Source organism: Iodidimonas sp. SYSU 1G8, from assembly GCF_039655775.1.
Taxonomy (GTDB): domain Bacteria; phylum Pseudomonadota; class Alphaproteobacteria; order SMXS01; family SMXS01; genus RI-34.
In genome coordinates, this window is sequence record NZ_JBBYXJ010000001.1 from 495,087 (window position 1) to 518,054 (window position 22,968).

The window sequence follows — 22,968 nt, forward strand, 5'->3', positions numbered from 1 at the left end:
TTCGAGCCGGCCCCGTTTCCTTGAGGAGCACCTTCGCATCATGGCGATAGGCACGTCCTTCGGCCTGATATCCCAAGACCGCAACCGCATCGTTCGCTGGCTTTTCACGGTCGCCGCTCTCATCTTCTTCATGGTCCTGCTCGGCGGCGTCACCCGACTCACCGAATCCGGCCTGTCCATCGTCGACTGGCGTCCCGTCACGGGAACCCTGCCGCCACTCACCGACGAGGCTTGGCAGGTGGAGTTCGACAAGTACCGCACCTCGCCGGAGTTCGAGAAGAAGAACAGCGATTTCTCCGTCGCCGACTTCAAGACCATCTTCTGGTTCGAATATCTCCACCGGTTGCTCGGCCGCCTGATCGGCCTGGCCTTCGCCGTGCCGTTCTTCTGGATGCTGTGGCGCGGCCAGATACCAGCGCCTTTGAAGCCACGTCTCTGGCTGTTGCTCGGGCTGGGTGGCCTGCAGGGCTTCATGGGCTGGTACATGGTCGCCAGCGGCCTCGTCGATCAGCCCTATGTCAGCCAGTACAGGCTGGCCGCCCATCTGGGCCTCGCCTTCGCCATCTACGGCTACATCGTCTGGCTGCTTCTGGCCTTGACGCGGCCAGCGCAAGGGCGCCTCGAGCCCTTCACGGCGGGGCTCGCGCTCGTGATCTTCGCCCAGATCCTGCTTGGCGCCTTCGTCGCGGGCCTGGATGCCGGCTTCATCTACAACACGTGGCCGGCGATGTCGGACGGCTACATCGTGCCGCCGGATATCTACAGCAATCCGCCGCTGTGGCCCGGCATGTTCGAGGATCACCGGATCGTCCAGTTCAACCACCGCATGCTGGCCTACCTGATCACCGTGCTCGTCGCGGTCTGGTGGTGGCTGCACCGCCGGGCGGGCAAGCCTGCCCATCTGCTTGCGGCGGCAACATTGTTCCAGGTCGTGGCGGGCATCGTCACGCTGGTGCTGTTGCCCTACATCCCCGCATGGCTGGCGGTATTCCACCAGGCCGGCGGACTGATCCTGTTCACGGCCGCGCTCTATGCGCTCCACATGGTGCGCCGGCCCTGAGCCGGTTCATCTCGGTCTGCGTCACGGTGGCGTCCGCGGGCGGGAAATGCCGCTTACCTCGTGGGGATCGGTACCGAAGCGGGGAGTGATCGTGAAAAATCGGTCAAACAGTGTGGTATATAAATACCGTATTTTTAAGCCATTGTTTTATATAGGGTATTTTTAACGTCCTCCTGTTGACTTGCATTTGGAAATCGCCATACTCCGCCGCCGAAGCTCCAGAGGCGCGTCGTGCCTCGCATTCAGGAACCGACCGATGAAAACCTATTCCGCCAAACCCTCCGAGGTTGAGGCAAAGTGGCTGGTGATCGACGCTGAAGGCGTCGTTCTCGGCCGTCTGGCCTCCGAAGTCGCGAAGATCATTAGAGGCAAGCACAAGCCGACCTACACCCCGCACATCGATTGCGGCGACCATGTCGTCATCATCAATGCCGACAAGGTGGCCCTGACCGGCCGCAAGCGCGAGCAGAAGGTGTACTACTGGCACACCGGTCATCCGGGCGGCATCAAGGGCCGTACCGCGGCCAAGATCCTGGACGGCGCCCATCCGGAGCGCGTCATCGAAAAGGCCGTCGAGCGCATGGTGCCCCGCGGTCCGCTCGGCCGCGACCAGATGCGCAAGCTGCGCGTCTATGCCGGCCCCGAGCATCCGCACGAGGCGCAGCAGCCGGCGGTCTTCGATTTCGCCAGCCGTAACCCGAAGAACAAGAGGGACGCGTAATCATGTCCGAGACCATCACCGACCTGAAGGGTCTGGGCGCCGCGACCTCGCAGGACACCGCGCCCAAGTATGAGCCCGAAATCGACGCGCAGGGCCGTTCCTACGCCACCGGCAAGCGCAAGAACGCCATCGCCCGCGTCTGGATCAAGCCGGGTTCCGGCAAGGTCATCGTCAATGGCCGCGACCAGGACGAGTATTTCGCCCGTCCGGTGCTGCGCATGATCCTGCGCCAGCCGTTCGAAGTCGCCAACCGCAAGAACCAGTACGACGTGGTCGCCACGGTCGTCGGCGGCGGTCTGTCCGGCCAGGCCGGCGCGGTGCGGCACGGCATCTCCAAGGCGCTGACGCTCTATGAGCCCTCGCTGCGCAAGCCGCTGAAGGAAGTGGGCTTCCTGACCCGCGATCCGCGCGTCGTCGAGCGCAAGAAGTACGGCAAGGCCAAGGCCCGCCGCAGCTTCCAGTTCTCGAAGCGCTAAGCGCAAGGCCAGACTGTTTGGATTGGGGGCCTTCCGCGCTGGCGGGAGGCCCTTTTTCTTTGTGTCACGGCGTTGCGCTTGATTACCCGGGCCGACGCTCCTAGGTTTCGCGCAACCCTAAACAGGATAATTCCATGACCACGCAGACCATCAGGGCGGCCATCCTCGGCGCGAGCGGCTATACGGGCGCGGAACTCGTCCGCCTGCTGAGCCGCCATCCCAATGTGGAGATCGTCGTTCTGACCGCCGACCGGCGCGCCGGCGAACGGCTTGAAACCGTGTTTCCCCAGTTCGGCGCGCTGGACCTGCCGGTGCTGATGAGCATCGAGGAAGTCGAGTGGGCGGGCGTCGAGGTTGACGTGGTCTTCTGCTGCCTGCCGCATGGCACCACCCAGGACATCATCCGCGGGCTGATGCACAAGAGCGGCCACACCCTGATCGACGAACTGATCGTCGAGCAGCGCGAGGATTACGTCGCCGAAATCTCCAAGCCCGTGAAGATCATCGACCTGTCCGCCGATTTCCGGCTGGAAGACGTCGGCACCTACGCCGAATGGTACGGGCACGATCATCTGGCGCCGGCGCTGCAGGAGGTCGCGGTCTATGGCCTGACCGAGCTGGCGCGCGACGCCATCCGCCAGGCCGATCTGGTGGCATGCCCCGGTTGCTATCCGACCAGCGCGATCCTGCCGCTGGCGCCGCTGCTGCGCGCCGGCCTGATCGATCCCGATGAAATCGTCATCGACTCCAAGTCGGGGGTGACCGGCGCGGGCCGGGCGGCCAAGGAAGCCAATCTGTTCACCGAGGTCTCGACCGGTCTTCACGCCTATGGCGTCGGCAGCCACCGGCACAGCCCGGAGATCGAACAGGAACTGGGCAAGGCCGCCGGCCGGCCGCTGACCGTGTCGTTCACGCCGCATCTCATTCCGATCAACCGCGGCATTCTGTCGACCATCTATGTCAAGCTGACCGGCGACGCGAGCGCCGAAACCCTGCACGATGCCCTGGTGTCGGCCTATGGCGGCGAGCCCTTCGTGCGCGTTCTGCCGTTCGGTCAGGTTCCGGCGTCACGCCATGTCCTCGGCTCCAATCACGCGCTGATCGGCGTCGCGGCGGACCGGCGCAGCGGCCGCGCCATCATCGTGTCCACGATCGACAACATCGTGAAGGGCGCCTCGGGACAGGCGGTGCAGAACATGAACCTGGTGTTCGGCCTGCCGGAGACGACGGGTCTCGACCAGCAGCCCATGTTCCCCTGATGGCCGGCCAGCTCATTCCGTACAAGGGCATCATGCCCAGAGTGGACGCATCGGCCTACATCGCCGACGGCGCCCGCATCGTCGGCGACATCGAGATCGGCGCCGATTGCAGCATCTGGTTCAACTGCGTCATGCGCGCCGACGTCAATTTCATCCGCATGGGTCACTCGTCCAACCTGCAGGACGGATCGGTGGTGCACGTGACCGATGGCAAGTATCCGACCATCATCGGCAATTACGTGCTGATCGGCCACATGGTGCTGCTGCACGGCTGCACCATCGAGGATGGCGTGCTGATCGGCATGGGCAGCACCATCATGGACAACGCCGTGGTGGAAGAGGGCGCCATGGTCGGCGGCGGCTCGCTGGTGACGCCGGGCAAGCGGATTCCCGCGGGCCAGCTCTGGGCCGGACGCCCCGCCGTCTACAAGCGCGATCTGTCGGCGGACGAAATCGCCCACCACCGCAAGCTGACCCTCGGCTACGTGCAGCGCGGCAAAGAATACATGGGCGGCTGACCCGGCATGATCGGTGTCTTTGATTCCGGATCGGGCGGCCTGACCGTGCTGAACGCGCTGGTCGAGGCGCTGCCGGAGGAATCATTCCTCTATCTGGGCGATCACGCGCGGGCGCCGTATGGCGACCTCGACAACCGCCACATCCTGTCGCACACCACCGAGGCGGTCGATTTCCTGATGCGCTCGGGCTGCCGCCTCGTGGTGATCGCCTGCAACACGGCCGCGTCGGTGGCGCTGCGCACCATCCAGCAGGACTGGCTGCCAAGACACTATCCGCACAACCGGGTTCTTGGCGTGCTCGTGCCCATGGTCGAGGCGCTGGCCGGCGTGCCCTGGCACCGCGATCATCCGCACGAGGACGATATCCTGCGCTATCGCCGGGTCGTCCTGTTCGCCACCAGCAAGACCGTCGAAAGCCGCGCCTATCTGGAAGAGGTCAACAAGCGGGCGCCCGGCTGCAGCATCATCCAGCAGGCCTGCCCGGGTCTCGCGGGCATGATCGAGGAGGGTGCCTCTGAATCGGCGTTGCAGGAGGCCATAGCGGGTTGGACCGCCCAGGCGCTTGGCGGGCACGCGGGTGAGGTTCCCGACGCGGCCGTGCTGGGCTGTACGCACTATCCCCTGGTCCGGCACCTGTTCGGCGCGGCGCTGCATCCGGAGACGCAAATCCTGTCACAGCCGGATCTGGTGGCCGAGGCTCTTCGCGACTATCTCCGCCGGCGACCGGATTTCTCCGGTGCGGGGCAGGGCGCCCGGTCGATCCGATACCTGACGACGGGCGAGCCGGGCCGGCTGCATGGCCTCGCGCGGTTCATGCAGCATCTGCCCGGACAGTTCAGCAGGACATCGCTCTAGGCCGAGGGCTTCGAGCTGGTCACATAGCTGCCCGGCGCATCCTCGATCACTTTCAGGCCAGCATCGCCGGGAATGCGGGCAGGGACCTTCTTGCCGGATTTCTTCGACAGCCAGGCATGCCAGTCCGGCCACCACGAACCCTGATGCTCGACCGCGCCTTCCATCCACTTGTCCAGCGTCTTGGGATTCTTGTCGTTGACCCAGTAATTGTACTTGTTCGCCGCCGGAGGATTGATGACGCCGGCGATGTGGCCGGACCCGGCGAGCATGAACTTGGTGGGCCCGGAGAAATGGTTGACGCCCTTGAACACCGATTTGTAGGGCGCGATGTGATCTTCCTTGCCGGCCTGCATGTAGATTGGCGTCTTGATCTTGCGCAGGTCGATGGGCTCGCCGCCGAGGACGATCCCGCCCGGCTCGACCAGCTTGTTCTCGTGATACATCTTGTGCAGGTAGTAGCTGTGCAGCGCCTGCGGCATGCGGGTGGAATCCGAATTCCAGTACAGCAGGTCGAAGGGCATCGGGTCCTTGCCCATCAGGTAGTTGTTCACCACGAACGACCAGATCAGATCGTTCGAGCGCAGCATGTTGAACGTCGTGGCCATGGAACTGGCATCCAGATAGCCCTTTTCGGCCATCTGCTTGTCCAGGATTTCCAGCTGGTCGTCATCGATGAAGACCGTCAGGTCGCCGGCCTCGGTGAAATCAACCTGCGCGGTGAAGAACGTCGCCGAATTGATCCGGTCATCGCCCTTGGCCGCCATGTAGGCCAGGGTGCAGGCCAGCAGGGTGCCGCCGATGCAGTAGCCGATCGTGTTGACCGATTTCTGCCCCGTGGCCAGCTCGATCGCGTCGAGCGCGGCCAGCGGACCCTCGAACATGTAGTCCTCGAAGGTTTTCTTGGCGAGGTGCTCGTCCGGGTTGACCCAGGAAATGACGAAGACCGTGTAGCCCTGCTCGAGCGCCCAGCGGATGAACGAGTTCTTGGGCTGCAAGTCGAGGATGTAGAACTTGTTGATCCAGGGCGGCATGATCAGCAGCGGCTTGGCGTACACGGTCTCGGTGGTCGGCGTGTACTGGATCAGCTGGATGACGTCGTTCTGGAAGACCACCTTGCCGGGCGTCGCCGCCACGTTGCGGCCAACCTCGAATGCGTCGAAATCGGTCATGGAGATGGCGAGCTGGCCCTTGCCCCGATCAAGGTCCTTCAGGACGTTCTTCAGGCCGCGGATCAGATTCTCGCCGCCCGTCTCGAACGTCTCGTGCAGCACTTCCGGATTGGTAAGCACGAAATTTGTCGGCGACATGGCATCGACGAACTGCTTGGAAAAGAACTCCAGCTTTTTCTGGGTCTTCTCGTCCAGCCCTTCGGTGTTCTTGATCGTGTTCGTGAACCAGCGCGAGGTGACCAGATAGGACTGCTTGATGAAGTCGAAGATCTGGTTCTGCGTCCAGTCGTCGCCGGCGAAGCGCCGGTCGCCCGGGGCGGGCGCGGCGACCGGTTCGGGGTTCTGGCCGATCGCCCGCAGGGCCATGTTCTGCCAGAGCACCATGAGGTCGCGCCACAGCTCGAGCTGCGCCTCGATGACCTTCGACGGATTGTTCATCCAGCTGGACGCCAACTCGACCCAGGCGTCGGTCATCTTGCTGGGGTCGAACCCCGGAACGTCCTGCGCCGTCTGGGGCTTCTGCAGGAACTCGGTCAGGAGCTTTTGATACTCCATCGCGATATGGCCCAGATTCTCCGCCAGTTCGGGGCTGTAGCCCAGGTGAGCGGATCCGTCGTCGCGCGATGTCATCAAAATCCTCCTGTCGATGGCCTCATAGCTTATAGAAAGGCCGACCGTGTGAAAAGTAACGGCGAAATCATGGCGCGCACCCGCTTTTCCGGCGCATCTGTCATGCCTTTGGCATGGCGTCATGATGCGCTTTGACTTGCCCGGAACCCCTGCTATTAGAGTGCATCCCAAAGGAAAGAACGGAACCATGTCCGCCGAGTTTCATCGCATCAAACGCCTGCCGCCTTATGTGTTCGCCGAAGTGAACGCGATGAAGGCAGCGGCGCGAGCGCGCGGCGAGGACGTGATCGATTTCGGCATGGGCAACCCCGACCTGCCGACGCCGCAGCACATCATCGACAAGCTGGTGGAGACGGTGAAAAATCCGCGCACCCATCGCTATTCCATGTCGCGCGGCGTGCCAGGGCTGCGGAAGGCCTTCGTCAACTATTATGGCCGCCGTTTCGGTGTCGAACTCAACCAGGAAACCGAGGTCATCGTGACCCTCGGTTCCAAGGAAGGCCTGGCCAATCTGGCGTCGGCCATCAGCGCGCCGGGCGACGTGGTGCTCGTGCCGAATCCGTCCTATCCGATTCACGCGTTCGGCTTCATCATCGCCGATGCGACGATTCGTCACCTGCCGCTGTCGGTCGAGGGCGACTTTACCGCCAATTTCATGCGCGCGCTGGCGCACGCGGTGAAGCATTCCGTGCCCAAGCCCGTCGCGGTCGTCGTGAACTTCCCCGCCAATCCGACGGCCAAGGTGGTCGATCTCGACTTCTATGCCGAGGTGGTCGATTTCTGCCGGAAGAACGGTCTCTACGTCTTGTCCGATCTGGCCTACGCCGAGATCTATTTCAACGATGTGCCGCCGCCGTCCATCCTGCAGGTGCCCGGCGCGAGGGACGTGGCCGTGGAGTTCACCTCCATGTCCAAGACCTATTCCATGCCGGGCTGGCGCATCGGTTTCGCCGCGGGCAACGCCACGCTGATTTCGGCCCTGTCGCGGATCAAGTCGTATCTGGACTATGGCGCCTTCACGCCGATCCAGGTGGCGGCCACCGCCGCGCTGAACGGGCCGCAGGACTGCGTCGAGGAAGCCCGTCAGATCTACAAGCATCGCCGCGACGTCCTCATCTCCAGCTTCGCGCAGGCCGGCTGGGAGATTCCCAGTCCCGACGCGACCATGTTCGCCTGGGTGCCGGTGCCCGAGCAGTATGCGCATCTGGGTTCCAACGAATTCGCCAAGCTGCTGCTGCAGGAGGCCTCGGTCGCCGTGGCGCCGGGCATTGGCTTCGGCGAGTATGGCGACAGCCACGTGCGTATCGCCATCGTCGAGAACGAGCAGCGCATTCGTCAGGCGGCCCGGGCCGTCCGCAAGTTTTTCGGCAGCGGCGTGCAGGAACTCAAGGCGGTGGGCGCGTGAGCCAGCCTCTTCGCATCGGAGTCGCGGGCCTGGGAACGGTCGGCGCCGGCGTCCTTCAGATTCTGGATCGTCACGCCGCGCTCATTGCCCATCGCTGTGGCCGCCCCATTCAGGTCACCGCCGTGTCGGCGCGGCATGCGTCGCGTGACAGGGGCGTGTCGCTCGACGGCATGAAATGGTACGACGATCCGGTCGGCCTGGCCTCGGACCCTAATGTCGACGTGGTTGCGGAACTCATCGGTGGCTCCGACGGTCCCGCGGCGGACCTGGTGAAGGCCGCCCTCGCGGCCGGCAAGTCCGTGGTCACCGCCAACAAGGCGCTGATCGCCCGTCAAGGCCCTGGTCTCGCGGAAATGGCCGCCGCCAACGGCGCGGCGCTGCGTTTCGAGGCGGCGGTGGCCGGCGGCATTCCGATCATCAAGTCGCTGAGCGAGGGCCTTGCGGGCAACCGGCTGTCGCGCATCTACGGCATTCTCAACGGCACCTGTAACTACATCCTCACCGAGATGGAGGAGACAGGCCGCGCCTTCGAGGACGTGCTCGCGGAAGCCCAGCAGCTCGGCTACGCGGAGGCGGACCCCAGCTTCGATGTGGACGGCATCGACGCCGCGCACAAGCTGGCGATCCTGACCAGCGTCGCGTTCGGTACCGAACTGGATTTCGCCTCGGTCTTCGTCGAGGGCATTCGCCGGATCACGCCGCACGACATCGAGTTCGCCGCGGAACTGGGATACCGCATCAAGCTGATCGGCATCGCGACCTGCACCGACACGGGCGTGCTCCAGCGCGTGCATCCGTGCCTCGTCAGCCTGGACACCGCGATCGCCCATGTGAACGGTGTCTTCAACGCCGTCGTGGCCGAGGGCGATTTCGTCGGGCAGACCGTGTATCAGGGCAGGGGCGCCGGCGCCGGTCCCACCGCGTCGGCCGTCGTCGCCGACCTGGTCGATATCGCGCGCGGCAATACCCATCCCGTGCTGTCACCGCCGGTCGCCGCCATGCGCGATACGCGGCGTCTGGACATGGACAGCAATGAAGGCCGCTTCTATGTGCGCCTCACCGTGCTGGACCGGCCCGGCGTCATCGCCGAAGTCGCGTCGGCGCTGCGCGACGAGTCCGTCTCCATGGAAGAGCTGCTGCAGCGTCCGAAGGGTTCGGGTCAGCCCGTGAGCGTCGTCATGACGACTCACGAAGTCGCCGAGGACAAGATGATGCGCGCGCTGGCGCGGATCGCCAAACTGCCCTTCACGGCGGAAAAGCCGGAAGCCATCCGGATCGAAACCTTCTAAGCGCCCTCAGTCGGCGCGGTTCAACAGGACCTGAGTGGAGAAAGCCATGGGTATCAAATCAGCGCTGGACCGGATGCTGGTTCTCGAGGTGGTGCGGGTCACCGAAGCAGCCGCGATCTCCGCCGCGCGTCTGGTCGGCCGGGGCGACGAGAAGCAGGCCGACCAGGCCGCCGTCGACGCCATGCGCACCCAGCTGAACAACCTCGACATCGACGGTGTCATCGTCATCGGCGAAGGCGAGCGGGACGAGGCGCCCATGCTCTACATCGGCGAAAAGGTCGGCCGCGGCGGCCCCAAGGTCGACATCGCGCTCGATCCGCTGGAAGGCACCACCATCGCCGCCAAGGCCATGCAGAATTCACTGGCCGTGATCGCCATCGGCGACGACGGCACCATGCTGCGCGCGCCGGACGTCTACATGGACAAGATCGCCATCGGCGGCGGCTATGAAGCTGGCCTCGTGGATCTGGACCGCAAGCCGGCCGAGAATCTCAAGGCGCTGGCCAAGGCCAAGGGCGTCCCCGTCGAGGAACTGACCGCCTGCATCCTCGACCGGCCGCGTCACGCCGAGTTGATCCGCGAGGTCCGCGAGGCGGGTGCGCGCATTCATCTGATCGGCGACGGCGATATCGCCGGCGTGATCGCGACCACCGATCCGAACACCGGCATCGACATCTACATGGGCTCGGGCGGCGCGCCGGAGGGCGTGCTCGCGGCCGCCGCCCTGCGCAGCATCGGCGGGCAGATCCAGGGACGCCTGCTGTTCAAGAGCGACGACGAAAAGGCCCGCGCCGCCAAGTGGGGCGTGACCGATCTGAACCGCAAGTACAATCTGGAAGACATGGTCTCGGGCGACGTCATCTTCGCGGCGACCGGCGTGACGGATGGCTCCATGCTCGAGGGCGTCCGCCTGGTTCCGGGCGGCTGCACCACCGAGACCATCGTGATGCGCTCGTGGTCACAGACCATCCGCACCATCAAGACGCATCATCGCGGCAAACGATAGGACGGGCATGGCGGCGACGGATAACGACCAGCCGCCGCTTCTTGGGGTCGCGCAGTCGCTGAGCGGCCAGTCCTGGCACATTGCCGATACCGACGACCGCGTCGTCCAGGCCATGGCCCAGCGTCACGGCCTGCCGGATATCGTCGCGCGGGTCCTGACGGGCCGGGGCGTCGGTATCGACGACGCGCCGGCGTTTCTCAGTCCCACCATCCGCGACATGCTGCCCAGCCTGCCGGCGCTCCGGGACATGGATGTCGCCTGCGACCGGCTTGTCCGCGCGATCATGTCCCGCGAGAAGATCGCGGTCTTCGGCGACTACGATGTGGACGGCGCGACCTCGACGGCGTTGCTGCTCCGCTTCTTCCGCGCCGTCGGCGGCGAGGCGATCTATTACATCCCGGACCGTATCCGCGAGGGCTATGGACCCAACGAGGCGGCCATGCGGGCGCTGCACGGCGAGAATGTCCGCGTCGTCGTCACCGTCGATTGCGGCACCACGGCGAACGCGCCGCTGGCCGCCGCCAGGCTGCTGGGCCTCGACGTGATCGTCGTCGATCATCACCAGGCCGATGCCGTGCTTCCCGCCTGTATCGCGCTGGTCAACCCCAACCGTCAGGACGAGGATGACGTCCTGCGGGCGCAATATGGCCAGTTGGCGGCTGTCGGCGTGGCGTTCCTGCTGGTGGCCGGCGTCAATGCGGCCTTGGCGGCCGCCGGCTGGTTCGCCGGCCGTCAGCGGCCCAATCCGCTCGACTGGCTGGATCTCGTCGCGCTCGGCACGGTGTGCGACGTGGTGCCGCTGCGAGGCCTCAATCGCGCCTTCGTCGCCCAGGGTTTGAAGGTCATGCGCAAACGCGGCAATGCGGGCATCGCCGCCCTCGCGGACGTCGGCGGCATGAGCGAGCCGCCGGGCACCTATCACGCCGGCTTCGTGCTCGGGCCCCGGGTCAATGCGGGCGGGCGCGTCGGCCGGGCCGATCTCGGCACGCGGCTGTTGAGCACCGAGGATCCGGTCGAAGCCGCTCGCATCGCCGCCGAACTGGATGGCTTCAACGAGGAACGCAAGGCCATCGAACAGGCCGTGCAGACGGATGCCCTGGCCTGTGTGGGCGAGGGTTGCGAGGACCGGATCGTCGTCGCCGCCGCGGCGGGCTGGCATCCGGGCGTGATCGGCATCGTCGCCGGGCGCCTCAAGGACCGCTACCGCCGCCCGACGTTCGTCATCGCCGTCCATGATGGCATCGGCAAGGGCTCCGGCCGCTCGGTCCCGGGCATCGATCTCGGCGCCGCCGTGCGCGCGGCCGCCGCCGCTGGCCTGCTCGAGAATGGCGGCGGCCACAGCATGGCGGCGGGCCTCACCGTTCGGGAGGAACGCATCCCGGATCTGAAGGCGTTCTTCAACGCGCATTTCTCCTCCCGCGTCGATGCCGACGTCGAATCCAGGGGTCTGCGAATCGACGCCCTGCTGAGCGTCACGGGCGCCACGCCCGAGCTCATCGACATGCTCGAGCGGGCAGGGCCCTTCGGCTCGGGTCACCGCGAGCCCCGCTTCGTGCTGCCCCGGGCGAAGCTGGTGAAGGCCGACGTGGTCGGCGAGGATCATGTGCGATGCATCCTGTCGAGCAATGATGGTGGACGCCTCAAGGCCATCGCATTCCGCGCGATGCAGGGGCCTTTGGGGCCAGGACTTCTGGACGCGGCCCACAAGGGTCAGCCTCTGCACATCGCCGGGCACCTCCGCGTCGACCGCTGGATGGGGCGTCTCGAGGCGCAGTTGATGATCGATGACGCCGCCGCGATTTTCTGATGCCTGAACATGCCTAAAACCCTTGACCGGCAAAACCCCGTTCTGTAGAAACCGGGCTCCGCGATGATCCCTTCGTCTAGCGGTTAGGACGACGCCCTTTCACGGCGTAAACACGGGTTCGATTCCCGTAGGGATCGCCACTTTCCCCATATTACAAAGAGTTAGCCCTGCCAGTCGGCGGGCTCTCCTTGTTTGGGGCCGGGCGACTTTTCCCAGAAACAATAGGCCAAGGTGCTTTGCCGGCGCCCACACTCCTGTCGTCATCGCGCTTCGGCGCCGCCATGCTGGTCGTGCTTCTCTTGTCGCTGCTGTCGGGCGGGAGCGATGCCTTGGCCCAGGCGGTCAAGGGCAGGCCCAAGGTCACCGACGGCGACACGCTGCAATTCTCGTTTCGCCTCCATGGCATCGACGCGCCCGAGAGAACCCAGTACTGCTCCGATGGCGCCGGCCAGTGCTTCCCGTGCGGCGAACGGGCGATGTCGTTCATGAAAGGCCTGCTGTCGAAGCGGACCGTGGTCTGTACCACCAGCGGCGACATGACTTATGGGCGGCCGGTCGCGCGTTGCCGAGTGGGAGAACAGGACGTGGCCGAGGCCATGCTGCGCGCCGGCTGGGCCGTGCCCTATCGCAAGTTCCTCACCGAACCCGCGCAGCGCTCGGCCTATATCGCCGCCGGGAACGAGGCCCGCAAGGCGCGGCGCGGCATGTTCGCCGGCGCTTGGGTGGAACCCGCCGAATGGCGCAAGGGCACGCGGCTCGACTGTCGCCGGTAGCGCTGTGTTCCGTTGGCGGTCCAAGCTTGAAGATCGTGCTCATGTTCAGACGGCGTTGGTTGTTGCTGGATCACGACCCCCGCCGTGCCCGGATGTTCCGGCGCGCCTTGATGCCGTTACACGATCCCGGCGATAAACGGCCTGACCTCGTTGAAGCCGCGGTAGATCATCTCCAGCGCCACGTAGAGGATGACCAGAAGACCGATATAGGCGATCCAGCGATGCTTCTGGAGAATGCGGGCGATAAAGGACGCGGCAATGCCCATCAGCGCGATCGACAGCGCCAGACCGAAGACGAGCACCCAGGGATGCTCACGCGAGGCGCCGGCCACGGCCAGGACGTTGTCCAGCGACATGGATACGTCGGCGATCACGATCTGCCAGGCTGCCTGAGCGAACGTCTTGCGCGGCGCGCCCTTGGCCACGGCCCCGTCATGGTTCAGGTCCTCATCGGCCAGCGCTTCCGCCGCGTCCTGCTCTTCCTTGGCGGACATGCGCAACTCGCGCCACATCTTCCAAGACACCCATAGCAGGAGCACGCCGCCGGCGAGGAGCAGGCCGATGATCTGCAGCAACTGCGTCGTCAGCAGGGCGAAGATGATGCGCAGCACCGTCGCCGCGATGATGCCGATCAGGATGGCCTTGGTGCGCTGGTCCTTCGGAAGGCCGGCCGCCGCCAGACCGATGACGATGGCATTGTCACCGGCGAGCACCAGGTCGATCATGATCACCTGGAGCAGGGCGGTCAGCACTTCGGGAGCAAGAAAATCAGGCAAGATCAGCCTCCTGGCGGGGGCGAGTTGATCGTCCAGGCCATCGACGACGGCATGCGCGGACCACTCGTTGCGGGTTCCGGTCCGACGCTGCAGCGACGCGCTGCCAGAGAGGCCCGTTATTGAGAGGGCACGTTATCTAACGCTTTTGAAAGTTTCAAGCGCGCTGCACCGCAGCGCAGCAAACGGTCGCCGGGCTTCCGGGCACCGGTGACGGCGCCCGGAAGCAATGCCATTGCCTTACTGATTCCTGGTGGCGAGTAGGTCGCGAATTTCCGTCAGCAGCACTTCTTCCTTGGTCGGCGGCGGCGGTGCGGCCGGCGCCGCGGGCGCGGCTTCTTCCTTGCGGCGCATCCGGTTGATGCCCTTGACCAGCAGGAAGATCGCCCATGCGACGATCAGGAAGTTGACGACGGCGTTCCCGAAGGTGCCGATGTTGATGGTGGCGGCGCCGGCTTCGGTCGCCGCGGCCAGCGACTCATACTCGCCGCCGGACAGATTGATATAGTATTCGGAAAAATCGATGCCGCCGGTAAGGTACCCGATCGGCGGCATGATGATGTCTTTGACCAGCGAGTTCACGATCTGGCTGAACGCGGCCCCGACCACCACGCCGACGGCGAGATCGATCGCGTTCCCCTTGACCGCGAACTCGCGGAATTCCTGGATCATTCCCATGCGGCTCTCCCTTGGCTTCGAGCGTCTCCGCGCTTCTCACGCGGTTGGCGGAGTGTTGCCTATTCGCGCGCTGGCTGCAATGGAGGTTTCGTCATCCTCACCGCATCCCATTGATACGACGAGCATTTTCTACCGAGACCGCGTCTCTTGCCGACCTCACGGAGACGTCGGAAGCGCCTTGGCCAGCGCCTCGCGCAGATCCGGCGACTCCGGCGTGACGTCGGAGCGGAAAGTCTGGACGAAGTTGCCCTTGGCGTCGATCAGCACCTTGTTGAAGTTCCAGCTCGGTACCGCGTCCCGTCCGCCGCGCTCTTTCACCCACTGATAGAAGGGATGGGCCTTGCCGCCCTTCACATTGTTGCTCTCGGTGAGCGGGAAGGTGATGTTGTACTTGGTGTCGCAGAACTTCTTGATCTTGGCGTTGTCGGAATATTCCTGGTTGAAGCTGTCGGACGGCACGCCGACCACCACCAGGCCCTTGTCCTTGTAGGCGAGCCAGGTCGCCTCGAGGCTCTTGTACTGCGGCGTGTAGCCGCAGAACGACGCGGTGTTGACCACCAGCAGCGCCTTGCCCTCATAGGCCTTCAGCGGCATGGGATCACCTTCGATCGAGACGAAATTGAAGTCGTAGGCGGTCATGGCGCGGGCTCCGGATGAGACGGCGACGGCGAAGATCGCCACGGTCAGGATCGCGAGAACGGCGCGTAGCGAATTACCCATGGAACATCCTCCTCAAGGGTTGGCTTCAGCTTATTCCCTTTCGCGGCGGATTTGGATGTTTTCGTCTGTCGTACAGTCACGCGAGATTGTAGGCTCGGCGGCCTGTGAAAAGGGGAGAGCCATGACCGATACCGTACCGACGACCATGTCCGCCGTCACCGCCGAGGGATCTGGCGGACCGGACGTGCTGAAGATCACATCGCATCCGACGCCGGAACCGGGCGAGGGCGAAGTGCTGATCAAGGTCGAGGCGGCCGCGCTCAACTGGGGTGATATTCTGGAGCGTCGCGGCGACTATCCCGGCTGGGCGCCGCGTCCCAGTTCCATCATGGGTCTCGAGGTCGCCGGCACGGTGGCGAAGGTCGGGCCCGGCACGCAGCGCTACGCCGTGGGCGATCGCGTCTGCGCGCTGCTCGCGGGCGGTGGTTATGCCCAATACGTGGTCGCGCCGTCGCCGCAGGTCCTGCCGCTGCCGCGCGGTCTCTCCATGGCCGAGGGCGCGGCGGTGCCGGAAGCCTTCTGCACCGTCTGGACCAACATGATCGAGCGCGGCAAGCTGCGCCCCAGCGACAGCGTGCTGATCCACGGCGGCGCGTCCGGAATCGGCACCACGGCGATCATCGTCGCCAAGGGCCTCGGCTCGAAAGTCTTCGTCACCGCCGGCAGCGACGAGAAGTGTGCCCGCTGCGAGGCGATCGGCGCGGACAAGGCGATCAATTACAAGACCCATGATTTCGTCGACGAAATCCGCGCCCTGACCGGCGGCGAAGGCGTCGACGTGGTGCTCGACATGGTCGGTGGCGACTATATCCGGCGCGATCTGGATCTGTTGAAGATGGATGGCCGTCTCATCAGTGTCGGCATGCTCGGCGGCAACGAGGTGACGTTCAACCTGTCGAGCGTGCTGCTCAAGCGCCTCACCATCGCCGGTTCGACACTGCGCTCGCGCAGCGTCGCCGAGAAGGGCGCGCTGATGGCCGAACTGAAACGTTGTGTCTGGCCGATGTTCGAATATGGCGGCGTGCGCCCGGTTGTCGATTCCACCTTTCCTTACGAGAACGCTGCCGCAGCGCACGCTCGCATGGAATCGAAGGAGCACACCGGCAAGATCATTCTGACCATGTCGCATTAAACTACCGCCTGGTAACACCATCGTTGCTGGCTCCCCGCGAAACGGCTTACGCTGTCGCGGGGAGGCGGCGGACGGCGCGGGATGGCAATCGCCCGGTATCCGGTCCTTCGTCCGCCAACCGAACAGGTGTCAGACAGGAGTGAGCGATGAGCGACTTTCCCTCGGCCCGCATGATCAGGACCAATGGCATAGAGGTCGCGGTCCACGAAGCCGGACCGGATGACGGTGTGCCCATCGTCCTGTGCCACGGCTTTCCCGAACTGGCCTATTCCTGGCGCCACCAGATCCCGGCGCTCGCGGCGGCCGGCTTCAGGGTTATCGCGCCGGATCAGCGCGGTTACGGCGACAGCGGCAAGCCCGAGGGCGTCGTTGAATACGACATCCACAACCTGACCGCCGATCTCATCGGAATTCTCGATGCTCTCGGCATCGATAAAGCCATCTTCTGCGGCCACGACTGGGGCGGGCTCGTCGTCTGGCAGGTGCCGCTGCTGCACCCGTCGCGCGTCCTGGGCATCATCGGCGTCGGCGTGCCCTTTCTCCCGAGGACACCGGTCGACCCCATCGTGATGTTCCGGAAGATGTGGGGCGACCGGATGTACATCGTCAATTTCCAGGACTCCCGCGAGGCCGACGAGGTCTTCGACGCCGAACCCTACCGGGTGTTCGACGTGCTGATGCGCAAGTCACCCATTTCCCTCGCCGACTACCAGAAGCTGCCGCGGGAGGAACGGGTCGCCGATCTGGTGAAACGGGTGAGGATGGGGCCGCCGCCCGGTGACCGCATCGTGTCTGAGGAAGAGCTGCGGGTCTTTGCTGACACGTTCGGCCGGAGCGGCTTCACCGGCCCGATCAACTGGTACCGCAACTGGAGCCGGAACTGGGCGACCACGGTGCACTGCCCGCAGCGGATCGACGTGCCGGCCCTGTTCGTGCGGGCCGGAAACGATCTGGCGACAGCCGCCATACCGGATCTGGAAAAGGGCATGGCCGCCTGCGTGGCCGATCTGGAATGCCACGAGATCAGGGACAGCGGCCACTGGATCCAGCAGGAATATCCCGATGACCTCAATGCCATCCTGCTCGACTGGCTCAAGCGCCGGTTCGGCTAGGGCTTGTCACCCGGAAGTCCGGTATCCGCCAGCGCGTCGTCCAGCGTCACCTTCGGTCCGCGCGACCGGCGGAAATTGATCGTGTCGCGGGAGACCGCGCCGCCCGAAATGATGAAGCTCATGGCCTCGTCCATGGTCCAGTCGGTCGAGATCACCTGATCGAGCGGGACGAGTTCCAGATAGCCCGAGGTGGGATTGGGCGTCGTCGGCACATAGACGGCCGCGATGGTCTCGCCCGTGTCGCTGTCCACCAAAGTCCGCGTGACGACGCCGACGGCCTTCATGTTCTCGTGCGGAAACGAGACCAGTACCACGCGCTGCACGCCGTCCGGCTTCTGTTGCATGGCGGCGAGAAGCTTCTTGGTCGCGCCGTAGATTTTTTCGACCAGCGGAATCCGCTGGATGATCATGTCGAACAGCGAGATCAGCCGCCGGCCGATGAACTGGGTCGTCGCCCATCCGATCAGCAGGATCACCGAGACCGTCAGCACCACGGCGAGCACGGTCTGGATGGCGTCGCTGGCCAGCAAACCGGCGTAGGGTCCAGCCAGTTCGGCGACCTTGCGCGCCGCCGGCATGCCCAGGGCGGACAGCTGTTCCAGCACGAATTTGAAGATGATCCACGTGATCCAGAGTGGGATCAATGTCAGCACGCCGGTCAGGAACCAGCCCTGCAGCCGCGCGCCGACGGATTTGAACGGATTGTATTTGAGCATGCCGCGCATTTGGATTTTTCCGGAAACTCCCCAGCACCCTATATAGTCGTCGCGGCGCCGCAAATCGAACGTGTTGCGGCGGTGTTTCACCCGGCAGTTCGAGGAGTGTGTCCGTGGCGCAGTTTTATCCCGCACTTGACGAGGCGCTGAAGAAGTTCATCGCCGCCCAGGACATGTTCTTCGTCGCCACCGCCCCGGGCGAGGGCCGAGTCAATCTTTCGCCCAAGGGAATGGACACGTTCCGGGTAATCGACGACAGCACCGTCGCGTATCTCGACCTGACCGGAAGCGGCAATGAAACGGCGGCGCATCTCAGGGACAATGGACGCATCACCATCATGTGGTGCAGCTTCACCGGAACCGCGAAGATCGTGCGCATATTCGGCACCGGCAGGAGTGTCCGGCCGGGCGCGGCCGAGTTCGACGGGCTGCTGGCATTGTTCCCCGACATCCCTGGCACCCGGCAGATCATGCTGATCGACGTGGACCAGGCCCAGACCTCCTGCGGCTATTCGGTGCCGCAGTATGAACTGGTTCGTGAACGTCCCACCCTGGTGAAGTGGGCGGAGACCAAGACCGAGGAGGAACTTCGCGCATACTGGGCACGCAAGAACACGCGCAGCATCGACGGACTGCCAACGGGAATTTTCGATGAGTGACGCCCGCCAGCACGCGCCGGCGACCGAGCGCAACCGCGAACCGATCCTGGACGTGCTCCGCCGCGTCCTCCCGCCTGACGGCACGGTGCTGGAAGTTTCCAGCGGTACCGGACAGCACGCTGTGTTCTTCGCGCCCGCGTTGGCGCCGCGTCTCTGGCAGCCGAGCGAACCTGATGCGGGCTCGCGCGAGAGTATCGCCGCGTGGTCGGCGGCGTTCCCCGCGGCAAATCTGCTGGCGCCGCTCGCGCTCGATGTCCGCGACGCGCCATGGCCGGACGTTCCGGGGACGCTGTCCGCCATCGTCAACATCAACATGATCCACATCGCGCCCTGGGCGGCCTGCGAGGCGCTGATACGCGGCGCCGGCGACCGGCTGCCTCCGGGCGGTGTGCTGTTCCTCTATGGTCCCTATCGCGAGAACGGCGCGTGGCGCAGCCCGAACGACCCGGCGTTCGACGAATGGCTGAAGGCCCGCGATCCGTCCTTCGGGGTAAGGGATGTGGAAGCGGTGGTGGCCGAGGCGGACCGGGCCGGCTTCGATCTCGCCCACCGCATCGACATGCCGGCGGGCAACCTGTCGCTCGTTTTCCGCAAGCGCGGCGTGGCCGATTGACTTGTCGGCCCACGCCTTTAGAAATGAGGCGGGGACCGCATCAGGGAGGAAGAGATGGCCGTCATCCGAGTCGAATCCGAGATTCCGGGCAAGGTCGTGTCTATCGAGGCCAATCCGGGCGACACTGTCGCCGAGGACGACGCGATCCTCATTCTGGAGTCCATGAAGATGGAAATCCCCGTATCCAGTCCCGCCGGCGGCACGATCGTCGAGATCCTGGTGCAGGTCGGAGATACGATTTCCGAAGGTGACGAGGTCGCCGTCATCGACGGTTGAGGTCTCTCAGAAACCCGGCTCATCCAGGTCTCGGGCGACCCGGAAGCCCTGATCGGCGCGTCTTTCGCCCGCGTCAGCGCGCAGGCGCCGCGTCGTGCGCAGATTGACCGGCGGATCGAACCAGCCGCCCCCTCGGCTGACCGCCGCCCCGCAATCACCGGTCATGCGCGCCGCGCCATCCTGCGCGACATCCCGGTACCCATTGTTCCAGCAGTCGGCGGTGAGCTCCCGCACATTGCCATACATGTCGTAAAGGCCGAAGGCGTTGACCTTGTACTGGGCCACGGGCGAGGTCTCGGCATGCCGCGCGTCGCAGGCGAAGATCATCGAGGTGGGCCGCCCCTTGTATCGCGACATGAAGGTGCTCCCGGCCACATTGGCGTGGGTGCACGCGGCCGTCATGTCATTTCCCCAGACATAGGCGCCCGTCACGCGCGCCCGCGCGGCATATTCCCATTCGCTTTCCGAGGGGAGTCTGTAGGCCACGCCAGCCTTCTCCGACAGCCAGTCGACATAGGCTTGCGCGTCCGTGCGGCTGACGCAAACCACCGGATGGTCTTCGTCCTGATAGAAGCCGGGATCGCGCCAGCTCTTGCCCAGGTCGAAGACCCAGTCCGTGCCATTGAAGACGGTGCAGCCGGCAGCCTGGTGGCCACTGTCCTTGACGAAGGCCTCGAACTGACGCCGGGTGACTTCCGTCTGCTGAAGAGCGAACGGCTTCTGGAATGTAACGCCGTGGGCCGGTGATTCCGACGCGATCATGGAGGGCGAGACGCCGCTGCCGCCGGCCTCGTCAGCGCGGACGCCCATCGAGAAGCTGCCGGCGGGAACGACCACCAGAGGCGGACAATCGGCGCAGTCGCGCCGCATGGCCGGACCGCCTCCCGGTGGTGGAGGCTCCAGGCGCTCGACTGGCGCCTCAGGTAGCGCGAGGACCGGTGGCGCGTCTTGGGGCAACTCGGCGGGAGGCGCGCTGACGACAGGCACATCCTCGGGCTGTGCGCCGAAGAAAAAGGCTAGTGCGAACGCGGCGATCAGACCGACGACGACAGCCACGGCGACCATGGCCGCGATCTTGACGTTGGCCTCGAGACGTTTCTCGGGCGTTCGCATCCGGTAGTAGTAGACGCGACCCTTTTTCTTTTCGGCCATGATTACTGGCCAGTGCCGGCCAGCGGCACATCCCTGGCGATCCGAAAGCCCTGATCGGCGCGGCGTTGTCCCAGGTCCTCCCTGAACCGGCGCGCGGGACGTACGTTCGGCGGCGCGTCGAACCAGCCGCCGCCCCGAGCGACCATGGTCTCGCAGGCGTCCACCGTGCGTGCCGCCGACCCCAGCTCCTTGCCCCAGTAGCTGGGAGTCCAGCAATCGGCCACGATCTCCCGGACATTGCCGTAAAGGTCGAATACGCCCATCGGGTTGGCCTGATAATGGGCGACCGGCGCGGTGTAGACGTATCCCGTCTGGCAAGGAAAGAACATGAGGGCAGTCTTGCTGGAGAAGCGGGCGGCATGGCTGCGGTCGGCGACGTTGCCGTGCGCGCAGGCGAGGGCGGGCTTGTCACCCCAAGGGTGGGCGCCGTCCAGTCCGGCGCGGGCCACGTACTCCCACTCGGTCTCCGAAGGAAGCCTGTAGCGCTTGCCGGTCCGCCGCGACATCCACTCCGCGAATGCCGTCGCATCGGCGTGGTTGACGCACACCACGGGGTGGTCTTCCTCCTGCTCGAAACCGGGATCCCGCCAGCTCTTCGACCGGTCCGAGACCCAGGAGTTCCCATCGTGCACCACACAGCCCAGCGCCTGATGTCCGGTCTCGTTGACGAAAGCCTCGAACTGCGCCCGGGTTACCTCGGTCTGTCCGAGGGCGAAGGCATGCTTGATGGTGACGCCGTGAACGGGGGCCTCGCTCTGCTGCTGCATCAACGGCACGTTGTCGGCGAGAATTTCCTCCTGCCGCAATCCCATGGTGAAGGCACCGGCGGGAATGGTGACCAGCATGGGACAGTTGGGGCAATCCTTGAAGGCGGTCACCGCTTCGCTGCCAGTGGCCGCATCCGCCGTCGGTTGGGCGGGGAGCGTCTGGACCTTTTGGGGCTCTGGAGGGGCCTCGGGCGTGTCGCGCGAAAAGATGAACAAGGTGATCAGGACGCCGATCACGACGACGACCGCTAGCACGCCGCTGATCACGGCGGCCAGCTTGCCTTCTTTTCCGACCGCCTCGTAGCGGCCTCGCGGTGTAATGGGTTCTCTCACGGTGCCGAGCTTAGCTCAAATTGGTCCGAAAGGAACGCGCGCGGGGGTCAACGCGCGCGATACAATTTGAAAACGCCGCTCATGGTCGCGACCAGCGCGCCATCCGCCGTGATGGTGCCATGGGTAAAAGCCAGGCCGCCGCCCATGCGGTCGATGATGCCGGCTCCCTCCAGCCAGGTGCCCAGCTTGGCGGCGCCGATGAAGTCCGTCGTCAGACTGACGGTCGAAACGGCCTCCAGTGTCTCGTCCGAGACCACCAGGCCGAAGCTGAGGGCCACATCCGCCATGGTTGAGATGATCCCGCCATGGGCCATGGCGCGCAGATTCATGTGCTTTTCCTCGAGTGGCAGGCCGATGATCGCACGACCGTCGCGCACGGACTCGTAGAAGGGGCCGACATGGTTCAGATGGGTGCTGCGGAAACGAAGTGGGGAAAAGCCTGCGGGAATGCTCATCGGGAACGCTCGACATGGTGGGCGGAAGCCCGTTCATAAAGAGGTTCGCGGCCTCACGAAACGGGAATCCGTACACGCGAATCGAAACGGCCGGCGGGATCCCGCCGGCCGTGACATACGCCCATGGGACGTGATCAGTAGTCGTAGGCCTCGTCGACCGGGTGCTGGCTGCCCTGCACGATGTACGCGGTTCCCATGGAGTCGTAGCACATGGTGGCAGCCATCTTCACGGTATAGCCCTCCACGTCCTCAAGCCGGTGAACCACGTGGCACGGACGGGTGGCATAGTTGGCGGGCTGCGGAGGCGGAGCATAATAGGTGCGGTCGTAACGGTCGCGGCTGTTCGCCGACGACGCGATCAGCGCCCCTGCGGCCAGACCACCAACCAGGGCGAAGGGAACCCAAGAACCGCCGCCGCGATGATGATAGTGATGATGATGCCCGCGCCACCCGGCCTGAGCATAGGTGGGAACACTCGCCGCCGTGACGGCTGCAGCAACGGCCAGCAAGGCCAACTTCCGGAACTTCGTCATGGCAATCTCCACGCCAATCTCATCAGTGACCCCAGACTAGGGACAGGTGAATGAACGAATACTGAACACCAGAATTAAACT

Annotated in this window: 25 protein-coding genes and 1 tRNA gene; 17 read left to right on the forward strand and 9 right to left on the reverse strand. The window is 64.8% G+C overall.

Going from position 1 to position 22,968, the window contains the following annotated elements; translation table 11 throughout:
• Nucleotides 1-40 precede the first annotated feature (40 nt).
• From WJU17_RS02425 to WJU17_RS02450, 6 genes are all read left to right on the forward strand, one after another.
• Nucleotides 41-1,060, forward strand: a complete 1,020-nt coding sequence (locus WJU17_RS02425) for a COX15/CtaA family protein (protein WP_346325752.1) — start codon at nt 41-43, stop codon at nt 1,058-1,060.
• A gap of 256 nt (nt 1,061-1,316) precedes the next feature.
• Nucleotides 1,317-1,781 carry a 50S ribosomal protein L13 gene (rplM, locus tag WJU17_RS02430; RefSeq protein WP_346325753.1) on the forward strand — a complete coding sequence of 155 codons (465 nt, stop codon included), beginning with the start codon at nt 1,317-1,319 and terminating at the stop codon, nt 1,779-1,781.
• Nucleotides 1,782-1,783: 2 nt separating this feature from the next.
• Complete coding sequence (gene rpsI, locus WJU17_RS02435; protein WP_346325754.1) at nt 1,784-2,257, forward strand: 30S ribosomal protein S9; 474 nt, start codon at nt 1,784-1,786, stop codon at nt 2,255-2,257.
• Nucleotides 2,258-2,391: 134 nt separating this feature from the next.
• The gene (gene argC, locus WJU17_RS02440) at nt 2,392-3,516 is read left to right on the forward strand and encodes an N-acetyl-gamma-glutamyl-phosphate reductase (RefSeq protein WP_346325755.1); all 1,125 of its coding nucleotides are present in this window, start codon (nt 2,392-2,394) and stop codon (nt 3,514-3,516) included.
• Nucleotides 3,516-4,034, forward strand: a complete 519-nt coding sequence (locus WJU17_RS02445; RefSeq protein WP_346325756.1) for a gamma carbonic anhydrase family protein — start codon at nt 3,516-3,518, stop codon at nt 4,032-4,034. The genes argC and WJU17_RS02445 overlap by 1 nt, the downstream gene beginning before the upstream one ends.
• A gap of 6 nt (nt 4,035-4,040) precedes the next feature.
• Complete coding sequence (locus tag WJU17_RS02450; protein ID WP_346325757.1) at nt 4,041-4,889, forward strand: aspartate/glutamate racemase family protein; 849 nt, start codon at nt 4,041-4,043, stop codon at nt 4,887-4,889.
• On the opposite strand, the gene phaC is transcribed toward WJU17_RS02450, so the two are convergent.
• On the reverse strand, nt 4,886-6,688 hold the full coding sequence (gene phaC / locus WJU17_RS02455; protein ID WP_346325758.1) for a class I poly(R)-hydroxyalkanoic acid synthase: 1,803 nt from the start codon (nt 6,686-6,688) through the stop codon (nt 4,886-4,888). The two genes, WJU17_RS02450 and phaC, sit on opposite strands and share 4 nt — an antisense overlap.
• Nucleotides 6,689-6,875: 187 nt before the next feature.
• Between phaC and WJU17_RS02460 the strand changes: the two genes are divergently transcribed.
• The 6 genes from WJU17_RS02460 (at nt 6,876) to WJU17_RS02485 (ending at nt 12,968) form a co-directional block, all read left to right on the forward strand.
• The gene (locus WJU17_RS02460; protein ID WP_346325759.1) at nt 6,876-8,093 is read left to right on the forward strand and encodes an LL-diaminopimelate aminotransferase; all 1,218 of its coding nucleotides are present in this window, start codon (nt 6,876-6,878) and stop codon (nt 8,091-8,093) included.
• Nucleotides 8,090-9,382 carry a homoserine dehydrogenase gene (locus WJU17_RS02465; RefSeq protein WP_346325760.1) on the forward strand — a complete coding sequence of 431 codons (1,293 nt, stop codon included), beginning with the start codon at nt 8,090-8,092 and terminating at the stop codon, nt 9,380-9,382. The genes WJU17_RS02460 and WJU17_RS02465 overlap by 4 nt, the downstream gene beginning before the upstream one ends.
• A 46-nt stretch (nt 9,383-9,428) precedes the next feature.
• Complete coding sequence (gene glpX, locus WJU17_RS02470) at nt 9,429-10,388, forward strand: class II fructose-bisphosphatase (protein WP_346325761.1); 960 nt, start codon at nt 9,429-9,431, stop codon at nt 10,386-10,388.
• Between the two features lie 7 nt (nt 10,389-10,395).
• Nucleotides 10,396-12,195 carry a single-stranded-DNA-specific exonuclease RecJ gene (gene recJ, locus WJU17_RS02475; RefSeq protein ID WP_346325762.1) on the forward strand — a complete coding sequence of 600 codons (1,800 nt, stop codon included), beginning with the start codon at nt 10,396-10,398 and terminating at the stop codon, nt 12,193-12,195.
• A 65-nt stretch (nt 12,196-12,260) separates the two neighbouring features.
• A tRNA-Glu gene (locus WJU17_RS02480) sits at nt 12,261-12,335 on the forward strand.
• 141 nt (nt 12,336-12,476) lie between these two features.
• The gene (locus WJU17_RS02485) at nt 12,477-12,968 is read left to right on the forward strand and encodes a thermonuclease family protein (RefSeq protein WP_346325763.1); all 492 of its coding nucleotides are present in this window, start codon (nt 12,477-12,479) and stop codon (nt 12,966-12,968) included.
• A gap of 116 nt (nt 12,969-13,084) precedes the next feature.
• Here the strand turns inward: WJU17_RS02485 and WJU17_RS02490 are convergent, their stop codons facing one another.
• From WJU17_RS02490 to WJU17_RS02500, 3 genes are all read right to left on the reverse strand, one after another.
• Nucleotides 13,085-13,744, reverse strand: coding sequence for a TerC family protein (locus WJU17_RS02490; protein ID WP_346325764.1), 660 nt, complete (start codon nt 13,742-13,744; stop codon nt 13,085-13,087).
• Nucleotides 13,745-13,981: 237 nt separating this feature from the next.
• A complete protein-coding gene (gene mscL / locus WJU17_RS02495; protein ID WP_346325765.1) occupies nt 13,982-14,419 on the reverse strand; it encodes a large conductance mechanosensitive channel protein MscL in 438 nt (145 codons plus the stop codon).
• A 156-nt stretch (nt 14,420-14,575) separates the two neighbouring features.
• Nucleotides 14,576-15,139 carry a glutathione peroxidase gene (locus WJU17_RS02500; RefSeq protein WP_346325766.1) on the reverse strand — a complete coding sequence of 188 codons (564 nt, stop codon included), beginning with the start codon at nt 15,137-15,139 and terminating at the stop codon, nt 14,576-14,578.
• A 121-nt stretch (nt 15,140-15,260) separates the two neighbouring features.
• On the opposite strand from WJU17_RS02500, the gene WJU17_RS02505 reads away from it, so the two are divergent.
• Both WJU17_RS02505 and WJU17_RS02510 read left to right on the forward strand, forming a co-directional pair.
• Nucleotides 15,261-16,271: an NAD(P)H-quinone oxidoreductase gene (locus tag WJU17_RS02505; RefSeq protein ID WP_346325767.1), complete on the forward strand. Its 1,011-nt coding sequence runs from the start codon at nt 15,261-15,263 to the stop codon at nt 16,269-16,271.
• A gap of 146 nt (nt 16,272-16,417) precedes the next feature.
• On the forward strand, nt 16,418-17,383 hold the full coding sequence (locus tag WJU17_RS02510; protein ID WP_346325768.1) for an alpha/beta hydrolase: 966 nt from the start codon (nt 16,418-16,420) through the stop codon (nt 17,381-17,383).
• On the opposite strand, the gene WJU17_RS02515 is transcribed toward WJU17_RS02510, so the two are convergent.
• The gene (locus WJU17_RS02515; RefSeq protein ID WP_346325769.1) at nt 17,380-18,108 is read right to left on the reverse strand and encodes a DUF502 domain-containing protein; all 729 of its coding nucleotides are present in this window, start codon (nt 18,106-18,108) and stop codon (nt 17,380-17,382) included. The genes WJU17_RS02510 and WJU17_RS02515 overlap by 4 nt on opposite strands.
• Before the next feature lie 104 nt (nt 18,109-18,212).
• Here WJU17_RS02515 and WJU17_RS02520 point away from each other — a divergent pair, with 104 nt between their 5' ends.
• Genes WJU17_RS02520 through WJU17_RS02530 form a run of 3 tightly spaced genes read left to right on the forward strand, consistent with a single transcriptional unit; the run spans nt 18,213 to nt 19,647 of the window.
• On the forward strand, nt 18,213-18,758 hold the full coding sequence (locus WJU17_RS02520; protein WP_346325770.1) for a pyridoxamine 5'-phosphate oxidase family protein: 546 nt from the start codon (nt 18,213-18,215) through the stop codon (nt 18,756-18,758).
• A complete protein-coding gene (locus WJU17_RS02525) occupies nt 18,751-19,371 on the forward strand; it encodes a DUF938 domain-containing protein (protein WP_346325771.1) in 621 nt (206 codons plus the stop codon). The genes WJU17_RS02520 and WJU17_RS02525 overlap by 8 nt, the downstream gene beginning before the upstream one ends.
• A 54-nt stretch (nt 19,372-19,425) precedes the next feature.
• Nucleotides 19,426-19,647 carry an acetyl-CoA carboxylase biotin carboxyl carrier protein subunit gene (locus WJU17_RS02530; RefSeq protein ID WP_346325772.1) on the forward strand — a complete coding sequence of 74 codons (222 nt, stop codon included), beginning with the start codon at nt 19,426-19,428 and terminating at the stop codon, nt 19,645-19,647.
• Between the two features lie 6 nt (nt 19,648-19,653).
• On the opposite strand, the gene WJU17_RS02535 is transcribed toward WJU17_RS02530, so the two are convergent.
• The 4 genes from WJU17_RS02535 to WJU17_RS02550 form a co-directional block, all read right to left on the reverse strand.
• Entirely contained in the window at nt 19,654-20,799 is a 1,146-nt protein-coding gene (locus WJU17_RS02535) for a formylglycine-generating enzyme family protein (protein ID WP_346325773.1), read from the reverse strand.
• 2 nt (nt 20,800-20,801) lie between these two features.
• A complete protein-coding gene (locus WJU17_RS02540; protein ID WP_346325774.1) occupies nt 20,802-21,899 on the reverse strand; it encodes an SUMF1/EgtB/PvdO family nonheme iron enzyme in 1,098 nt (365 codons plus the stop codon).
• Nucleotides 21,900-21,946: 47 nt separating this feature from the next.
• Entirely contained in the window at nt 21,947-22,354 is a 408-nt protein-coding gene (locus WJU17_RS02545) for a PaaI family thioesterase (protein ID WP_346325775.1), read from the reverse strand.
• Nucleotides 22,355-22,488: 134 nt separating this feature from the next.
• Complete coding sequence (locus tag WJU17_RS02550) at nt 22,489-22,887, reverse strand: hypothetical protein (RefSeq protein WP_346325776.1); 399 nt, start codon at nt 22,885-22,887, stop codon at nt 22,489-22,491.
• Nucleotides 22,888-22,968 lie beyond the last annotated feature (81 nt).

What these genes read in the sequence shown, in the direction of transcription:
- WJU17_RS02530 (WP_346325772.1), top strand. Translation starts at nt 19,426, where the DNA reads ATGGCCGTCATCCGAGTCGAATCCGAGATTCCGGGCAAGGTCGTGTCT.
- phaC (WP_346325758.1), bottom strand. Translation starts at nt 6,688, where the DNA reads ATGACATCGCGCGACGACGGATCCGCTCACCTGGGCTACAGCCCCGAA.
- WJU17_RS02525 (WP_346325771.1), top strand. Translation starts at nt 18,751, where the DNA reads ATGAGTGACGCCCGCCAGCACGCGCCGGCGACCGAGCGCAACCGCGAA.
- rplM (WP_346325753.1), top strand. Translation starts at nt 1,317, where the DNA reads ATGAAAACCTATTCCGCCAAACCCTCCGAGGTTGAGGCAAAGTGGCTG.
- mscL (WP_346325765.1), bottom strand. Translation starts at nt 14,419, where the DNA reads ATGGGAATGATCCAGGAATTCCGCGAGTTCGCGGTCAAGGGGAACGCG.
- WJU17_RS02500 (WP_346325766.1), bottom strand. Translation starts at nt 15,139, where the DNA reads ATGGGTAATTCGCTACGCGCCGTTCTCGCGATCCTGACCGTGGCGATC.
- WJU17_RS02545 (WP_346325775.1), bottom strand. Translation starts at nt 22,354, where the DNA reads ATGAGCATTCCCGCAGGCTTTTCCCCACTTCGTTTCCGCAGCACCCAT.
- WJU17_RS02445 (WP_346325756.1), top strand. Translation starts at nt 3,516, where the DNA reads ATGGCCGGCCAGCTCATTCCGTACAAGGGCATCATGCCCAGAGTGGAC.
- WJU17_RS02535 (WP_346325773.1), bottom strand. Translation starts at nt 20,799, where the DNA reads ATGGCCGAAAAGAAAAAGGGTCGCGTCTACTACTACCGGATGCGAACG.
- recJ (WP_346325762.1), top strand. Translation starts at nt 10,396, where the DNA reads ATGGCGGCGACGGATAACGACCAGCCGCCGCTTCTTGGGGTCGCGCAG.
- WJU17_RS02550 (WP_346325776.1), bottom strand. Translation starts at nt 22,887, where the DNA reads ATGACGAAGTTCCGGAAGTTGGCCTTGCTGGCCGTTGCTGCAGCCGTC.
- rpsI (WP_346325754.1), top strand. Translation starts at nt 1,784, where the DNA reads ATGTCCGAGACCATCACCGACCTGAAGGGTCTGGGCGCCGCGACCTCG.
- WJU17_RS02485 (WP_346325763.1), top strand. Translation starts at nt 12,477, where the DNA reads ATGCTGGTCGTGCTTCTCTTGTCGCTGCTGTCGGGCGGGAGCGATGCC.
- WJU17_RS02515 (WP_346325769.1), bottom strand. Translation starts at nt 18,108, where the DNA reads ATGCGCGGCATGCTCAAATACAATCCGTTCAAATCCGTCGGCGCGCGG.
- argC (WP_346325755.1), top strand. Translation starts at nt 2,392, where the DNA reads ATGACCACGCAGACCATCAGGGCGGCCATCCTCGGCGCGAGCGGCTAT.
- WJU17_RS02505 (WP_346325767.1), top strand. Translation starts at nt 15,261, where the DNA reads ATGACCGATACCGTACCGACGACCATGTCCGCCGTCACCGCCGAGGGA.
- WJU17_RS02510 (WP_346325768.1), top strand. Translation starts at nt 16,418, where the DNA reads ATGAGCGACTTTCCCTCGGCCCGCATGATCAGGACCAATGGCATAGAG.
- WJU17_RS02450 (WP_346325757.1), top strand. Translation starts at nt 4,041, where the DNA reads ATGATCGGTGTCTTTGATTCCGGATCGGGCGGCCTGACCGTGCTGAAC.
- WJU17_RS02460 (WP_346325759.1), top strand. Translation starts at nt 6,876, where the DNA reads ATGTCCGCCGAGTTTCATCGCATCAAACGCCTGCCGCCTTATGTGTTC.
- glpX (WP_346325761.1), top strand. Translation starts at nt 9,429, where the DNA reads ATGGGTATCAAATCAGCGCTGGACCGGATGCTGGTTCTCGAGGTGGTG.
- WJU17_RS02425 (WP_346325752.1), top strand. Translation starts at nt 41, where the DNA reads ATGGCGATAGGCACGTCCTTCGGCCTGATATCCCAAGACCGCAACCGC.